The 6,845-nt window shown below is 64.6% G+C and carries 6 protein-coding genes; 4 read left to right on the top strand and 2 right to left on the bottom strand.

The window, feature by feature from the left end:
• The coding region (locus tag KDH09_02365) for a phosphate acetyltransferase (protein ID MCB0218514.1) at nucleotides 1-131 on the top strand (131 nt) is incomplete at its 5' end.
• Nucleotides 128-1,018 carry a hypothetical protein gene (locus KDH09_02360; protein ID MCB0218513.1) on the top strand — a complete coding sequence of 297 codons (891 nt, stop codon included), beginning with the start codon at nucleotides 128-130 and terminating at the stop codon, nucleotides 1,016-1,018. The genes KDH09_02365 and KDH09_02360, both read left to right, overlap by 4 nt.
• 79 nt (nucleotides 1,019-1,097) lie before the next feature.
• Here KDH09_02360 and KDH09_02355 read toward each other — a convergent pair whose 3' ends face one another.
• The gene (locus KDH09_02355) at nucleotides 1,098-4,841 is read right to left on the bottom strand and encodes a tetratricopeptide repeat protein (GenBank protein MCB0218512.1); all 3,744 of its coding nucleotides are present in this window, start codon (nucleotides 4,839-4,841) and stop codon (nucleotides 1,098-1,100) included.
• A gap of 386 nt (nucleotides 4,842-5,227) precedes the next feature.
• Between KDH09_02355 and KDH09_02350 the strand changes: the two genes are divergently transcribed.
• Together KDH09_02350 and KDH09_02345 are read left to right on the top strand one after the other, a co-directional pair.
• Nucleotides 5,228-5,536: an exodeoxyribonuclease VII small subunit gene (locus KDH09_02350; protein MCB0218511.1), complete on the top strand. Its 309-nt coding sequence runs from the start codon at nucleotides 5,228-5,230 to the stop codon at nucleotides 5,534-5,536.
• The gene (locus KDH09_02345) at nucleotides 5,526-6,431 is read left to right on the top strand and encodes a polyprenyl synthetase family protein (protein MCB0218510.1); all 906 of its coding nucleotides are present in this window, start codon (nucleotides 5,526-5,528) and stop codon (nucleotides 6,429-6,431) included. Before KDH09_02350 ends, KDH09_02345 begins: the two co-directional genes overlap by 11 nt.
• Here the strand turns inward: KDH09_02345 and KDH09_02340 are convergent.
• The coding region (locus KDH09_02340; GenBank protein ID MCB0218509.1) for a hypothetical protein at nucleotides 6,428-6,845 on the bottom strand (418 nt) is incomplete at its 5' end. The two genes, KDH09_02345 and KDH09_02340, sit on opposite strands and share 4 nt — an antisense overlap.

Below are 6,845 nucleotides of genomic sequence, written 5' to 3'. Positions count from 1 at the left end.
GTCCCCTGGCCGGCAAGGGAGGGGCCAACGTGTTGATTTTCCCCAACCTGGTGGCCGGAAACGTGGCCTATAAACTGCTGCAGCGCCTCGGCAACGCCCAGGCGGTCGGTCCCATTCTGATGGGATGGTGAACAACGAACTCAAGCGCCTGGACATCGATCCGGCCGACGTCGAGATCATCAACCCCCGCACCAGCAGCCGGGTTCCCGACTACGTGAAGGATCTGTGCGAGGCACGCTCGCGCAAGGGCATGATCGAATCCGAGGCATTTCGCTGGATGCGCCGGCGCGCCTATTACGGCGCCATGATGGTCAAGCGCGGCGATGCCGACGGCATGGTCGCCGGCCTGACGCGCAACTATTCCGAGACGCTTCGCCCGGCGCTGCAGATCGTGGGCCTTCAGCCCAACCGCACCGTGGCCGCCGGCGTCTACATGCTGGTGCTCAAGCAGAAGGTGCTCTTCTTCGCCGACACCACCGTGAACATCGAGCCCAATGCCGAGACCGTTGCCGAGATCGCCCTGCTGGCCTCGGATGCCGCCAAGCACTTCGGCATCGACAGCCCGCGCATCGCGCTGCTTTCGTTCTCGAACTTCGGTTCGGTCGACAACATGTATTCCCACAAGGTGCAGGAGGCGGCCAACATCGTTCGCGAGCTGCGCCCCGACTTCATCATCGACGGCGAGATGCAGTTCGATGCGGCAACCGACCCCGACGTGGCGGCGGACTTCCCGTTCAGCCGCATTCAGGGCGATGCCAACGTGCTTGTCTTCCCGAATCTCTCGGCCGGCAACATCGGCTACCAGATCATGCATCGCTTTGCCGATGCCGAGTCCATCGGCCCGATCCTGCTGGGCCTGAACAAGCCAATCAACATTCTGCAGCGTGACGCCAGTGTGGACGACATCTTCCGCATCGCGGCGCTGACCTGCGTGCAGACCCAGCTCCTGCACGAGGGCGAATCCGTCGGCAGCGTGCCGCACGGAATCCGTCGCGCCGGTATCAGCGGCGGCATCTGATCGCAAAGCGCTTTACGCCTGAAACGAAAAAGGGCGCGACCACCGGTCGCGCCCTTTTTGTTGTTTGCGTAAACCCCGCTCAGGGAGCCAGCCCGCCCGCGCCGCCGGAGTTGAGATCCGCCTGGATCTGCACCGGTTCGAAGATGGTTTCCTTGATCGGACGCTTGTTGAAGAAGTATTCGATCCGGATCTCCGCGAGCGTGTAGACGTCCTTGCGCAGGTCCATGGCTGCCTGGTTGAACTTGCCGCCCAGTTCGATGCTGCGAGTCTGCCCGGCGTTCAGGGAGGTCAGGTATTCCTCGTCGGGGAAGCTCATGAAGCCCTCCACCATCAGGCTCACCTTGATCTTCACCACCTTCTGGCGGGAATTGTTCTTGAGATACACCGTCGCGAAGGAACCGTTTGCGTAGTCACGGAAGCTCGACTGCTTGACGGTCTGGAAGCTGATGTCTTCGGCTTCGACCGGGCCGCCGCCCGAGCGCGGCGCCGCATCGGCCTTCGTGCGGGCTTCCTTGTAGTAACGAACGATTTGATCGTCGCGCGGATCGATTTCGCGGGCGGTCGCATAGGCTGCCACCGCCTTCGCCCATTCCTTGTCGCGCATGTAGGCCTGGCCCAGCGCGATGAAATATTCGGCGCGGCGCGGATCGATGAAGCTTGCAAGCTTGAGCTGCGCAACCGGCTTGGCCTGCACATTGGCGGCCAGATAGGCCTTGCCCAGCAGGTAGTGGCACTCGGCGTCGTTGGGATTGAGGCGCGAGGCTTCTTCAAGCTTGCTGATCGCGTTGGGCAGGCGCTTCATGGCCAGATAAGCCTCGCCCATGTAGCGCGGAGCGTCCGGGCTCTGTGCGTCGAGGCGGTAGACCTTGTCGAAGACATCGAGCGCCTGATCGTAGAGCTTGTGCTTCATCAGGGTCTTGCCCAGGCGGGTGAGCGGGCCCACCTGCTCGGGCGTCAGGGTGATCACCTTCTGGAAGGTCGACTCGGCCTCGGCCTTCTTGCCGAGCTTCTGGTAGGCAAGTCCCGTGTAGAGCTGAATCTCCAGGTTGTTGGGCTCCTTGGGCTCGGCCTTCTGGAAGGACGAGAGCGCCGCTTCATAGTTGCCGGCGTCAAAGGCAATGCGGCCCATCAGCACATCGACCGATGCGAGGCCCGGATCGATTGCCGCCGCGTCGCGCAGCATCCCGCGCGCGCTCTGGGGATCGCCGCCGTCGTAGTAGATCTGGGCGATCTGCACGAGCAGGCGGGCGTTCTTGGGGTCGAGCTTGGCGGCATACTTGAGCGCCTTGACCGAGTTCTCGGTGTCGGCCAGATTCTGAAACACAGTGCCCATGCTGATATAGACGCGCACGTTCTGGCGATCGCGCTCATAGGCTTCCTTATAATTCTTGAGCGCATCGGTATAGATGCGCTTGGCCATGTAGGCATCGCCAAGAATCAGGTAGGAATCGGGATTGTCGGGCTCAAGCTGGATCGTGCGGTTGGCGCGCTCGATCGCATCTTCATAGAGCCCACGCAGGATCGCCACCTGCGCGAAGACGCGCCAGGCCTCGGCATTCTCGGGGCTCGACTGCACCACGTTGCGCACGTTGTCGTCGGCGGCCTGCACCTTGTCGGCGGCGAGGAAGACCTGCGCCAGTGCCAGCAGCGCCTTGTCGTTCCAGCCCTCCTGCCGCGAGAGATCGGTGAGCACGTTGGTGGCTTCGTCGAATTTCTCCAGCTTGCCGAACGCGCGCCCCTTGCCGAGCATGCTGGGCGGGTGGCCCGGCACGGAAAGAAGCTGCTCATCGAAAGCGGCGATGGCCGCCGCGTAATCGCCGGCCTCGTAGGCGTTGATGCCGCGGCGATATTTGTCCTCGACCGGCGCGCTGCGGGCGCTCTCGAGATCAGCGTGGCTGCGCGCGGCAACCCGGAAGAAAGTGCCAGGCTTGTCCAGCGGATACTGGAGCGTGTAGTCGTTCGAGGTGCTGGTGCCGAGTTCCGCCCAGGGGCCGTCGGCGGATTCGCCGACGTAGACGACGAATTCCTTGCGGTAGCTCTCCTCGCCGGCCTTCCAGCTCAGCTTGCTCGCCCCCTCGATGGAGGCCAGGGAAACATCGCGCGGCGCGCTGGGCACGCGCAGCACGTCGATGACATGAACCAGGTTCTGCTCGGGATCGCACACGAAGAGCCGCGCGCCCTTGCTGGCATCGATGTCCAGGCAGGTCGGCGCCTTGAACGCGCCTTCGCCTTCGATGTCGCCGGCGCCAAAGCGCGTGACGAACTCTCCGGTCTGGTCGTAGATCTGGATGCCGTTGGCATCGAGCACGTAGTAGTAGCCGTCGTTGTCGCGGGCCACGCCGCGCGGGCTCTGGAAGCGGCCGCGGCCGTATCCCTCGCCACCCTTGGAGAACACGGGCGTGCCGCCGGGGTTGAGCTTGCGCAGCAGGTGGTTGCCCGTGTCGGCCACGTAGATGGCACCGTCGGGGCCGACCACCACATCGCGGGGCGAATCGAGTTCCCTGCCGCCGCCGCCCTTGATCACGCGGCGAATCAGGCCGCGCTCGCTGAGCACCTGGATGCGGTCGTTGTCGGAATCGGCGATGTAGATATCGCCCTTCGCGAAATCCATGCCAGTGGGCTCATCGAACTCCACCGGGTCACTGCCGGACTGGCCGAACTTGTACTGGAACACGCCCTTGTCGTTGAAAACCTTGATGTCACCGCGTCCGTAGTCGGAGACGAAGAGCATCGAGCCGTTGAAGGCAACGCCAACCGGCTCCTTGAGATAGCCGGGCGCGTCCTCGGGCTCGGTGATTTCAAGGCGCGGGGCACCGTTCATGTCCACAAGCTGGATCTTGCGCTCTTTGGGAACGGAGACAAAGAAGCGCTCACGGTCCATGACGGCCAGGTCGCGGGCCGGGCTCTTGAACGTGCCAACGAGCCGAATCACCAACTCGGGCGCCAGCGAGGGCATCGGCTGGTCGAACTCGCGGCGGCGGAGCTTGAAGATCTGGACGCGGTTGTTGCCGGTATCGGCCACCACCACGGTATCGCGCGCGTCGTCGAAGGCGATGCCCTGCGCGTCATCGAACTGGCCGGGCTGGCGCCCCTCGACGCCAAGCGGGTTGAAGGGACGCAGATCCTGGGCCCAGTGGCCGGCCGAGTCCTTGCGCCCATCCATGATGGCGAACGAACCCGAGCGGTCCACCGCAATGGCCAGTGGCTCACGGAATCCAAGAGAGGAACCCAGCACCGCGCGCTTGTAATCGCCGCGCCGGTCGAGTTGCACGAGCACGCCGCGACCCTTGTCGATGATGTAGACATCGTCGGCGGGGTCGACCGCCACGCCCACAGGCTTTTCGATTCTGGTTTTGGTGCTCCAGGTGGAGTCGATGTTGTAGAGGAACAGGCCTTCACTGGTGAAGACGCTCACCCGGTCGTTCCCGTAGTCGGCGACGTAGACCTGGCCCTGGGAATCGACGGCGATGCCTTTGGGGTCGCTGAGCTGTCCGGGCTTGGACCCGCTGCCGCCGAAGGCGCGCACGAAGCTGCCGTCCTTCTTGTAGACGAACACCCGTCCCAGGCTGGTATCGGTCACGTAGACCTGATCGGCCCGGTCGATGGCGATGCCGTAGGGCTCCTTGAGCTTGGGCGCCACGGTGTTGCCGTAGAAACGGACGAATGCCCCCTTGCTCGAGAGCACCTGGACGCGGGCATTGCCGCTGTCGGTTACGTGGATGTTGCCCTCGGAATCGATGGCGACCCCGGTGGGCTCATCGAACTGGAGCTGGGACTTGCCCTCGGTCCCCACAACGGCGCCCACATCGGCGTCGATCGCCATGGCGGGAGCCGCCAGCAGCACGGTTGCGAGCAATCCGGAGCAAATGACTGAAGAATAAAGCCTGCGAAGTGAAATCACCGCATCTCCTCCCATCGCAAACAAAAGACGCAGCAGGTGACCGAATTTCGGTTATCTGTCCCCCTGCCGATGCCTCACACGCGATCTGGAAGCGTTGTCGTTGCCCCCATCGTAGCGAAGGGGCCCGACTCCATCAAGTGAGCAAAATCACAGGCTTTTTCCGGAACGCGCTTTTCTCGAAAGGGGCCTCGCGGCGCCTTGCTACGCCCGGGGCCTGCCGCTAAGATCGCCGCCCACACCGAGCGGGCGGCCCCGATTTCAGCGAAACCGGGCCGGATCCTGCCGGTGCCCGCGAAGGTGCAGAGCCAGTGGCCACGAAGAAGACCCCGAAAAAAGCCGCCTCGAAAGACGAGGAAGCCTCCTTTGAGGACCAGCTCGACCAGCTCGAAACGCTGGTAAGCCGCCTCGAAGAGGGGGAACTGGGCCTGGAAGCGGCGCTGGAATCCTTCGAGCAGGGCATCGCGCTCACCCGCACCCTGATGAAACGACTCGACGAAGCCGAGAAGCGCATCGAGGTCCTCCTCCAGAAAGAGGACGGCACCACCGAGGTGCGTGGGATCGAAGCCGAAGACCTGGAGGACGCCGCCAAACGAGGCGGCCTGTTCGATGACGACTAAGAAAACCGCCTTCTCTTTCAACCAGTATCTCAAGAGCCAGCAGAAGATCGTCGAGCGCGAGCTCGCCCGGCGCGCGAAGTTCAAGGGCTACGGCCAGCTCGGCGAGGCCATGCAGTACGCCCTGCTCGGCGGCGGCAAGCGCCTGCGCCCCATCCTGGTGCTGGCCGCGTGCGAGGCCGTCGGCGGTAAGGCCGCGGCCGCCTACCCGGCCGCCTGCGCCATCGAAATGATCCACACCTATTCGCTCGTGCATGACGACCTGCCCAGCATGGACGACGACGACTTGCGTCGCGGGCGCCCGACCACCCACAAGAAATACGACGAAGCCACGGCCATTCTGGTCGGCGACGCCCTGCTCACGCAGGCCTTCACCGTGCTGACCGACCCCCGGGCCGGGCTGCCGCTTGCCGACAAGAAGCGCGCGGAGCTCGTGCTCGTCCTGAGTGACGCAGCCGGCTGGCGCGGCATGGTGGGTGGACAGGCTCTCGACATGGCCGCCGAGAAAAAGCAGATTTCGCTCAAGGAACTGCGCACCCTGCACGGGGCAAAGACCGGCGCCCTGCTCACCGCCTCGCTCTCCATGGGAGCCATCGTCGGCGGCGCGAGCGCGAAGAAGCGCGAGGCCCTCGAGCGCTACGGCCGGAGCATCGGCCTTGCCTTCCAGGTGGTCGACGACATTCTTGATGTCACCGCCGACACCGCCACGCTGGGCAAGCCCGCGGGCTCGGACGAGGGACACGACAAGTCCACCTTCCCCAAACTCATGGGGCTGGACAAGTCCCGCAAGGAAGCCGCCCGCCTGATCGCGCAGGCCAAGAAGGAACTCGCCCCCTTCGGCAAGAAGGCCGAGCCCCTGCTCGCCCTGGCCGACTACATCGGGGACCGGACGAATTAGCGCCGCACCACCTCGACGTTCCCTTCCTCAAATCGAAGTCGGGCCCAGCCGCCGGTCACCGACTCGCGTCCTTCGCTCTTCGTACCCACGATAACGGTCGGATCCACGCGGCCGACCAGCCAGCGGTTCGACCCCAGCGCCAGCGCGCGCGGTGTGAAGTCGAGCACGGTGCGGCGGGACTCCCAGAGCTGCGTCCACGCGGTGGGCCAGTAACCGGGCTCGCCGTCGAGCACGTAGCGCGCCTGCCCTTCCCCGCCGATGACCACCGCCCAGCCGCGCCGCGCACGGCCGCCCTTGGCGGAGAGCTGAACCCGCGGCGCCTGGCTCGGCCAGGTGCGCGCGGGCATTTCGCCTTCATGTGCCTCGCCCAGGTCCCACACGCTCTCGGGATCAAGACGCTGGCGATAGAAGGCG

It is taken from the genome of Chrysiogenia bacterium (assembly GCA_020434085.1).
Taxonomy (GTDB): domain Bacteria; phylum JAGRBM01; class JAGRBM01; order JAGRBM01; family JAGRBM01; genus JAGRBM01.
Note: the sequence above shows the minus strand (reverse complement) of the source record. Positions and strands in the feature narration are given on the sequence as shown.

Excerpts from the sequence above, each read along its gene's own strand:
- KDH09_02355 (MCB0218512.1), bottom strand. The coding sequence starts at position 4,841 with ATGGCGATCGACGCCGATGTGGGCGCCGTTGTGGGGACCGAGGGCAAG.
- KDH09_02345 (MCB0218510.1), top strand. The coding sequence starts at position 5,526 with ATGACGACTAAGAAAACCGCCTTCTCTTTCAACCAGTATCTCAAGAGC.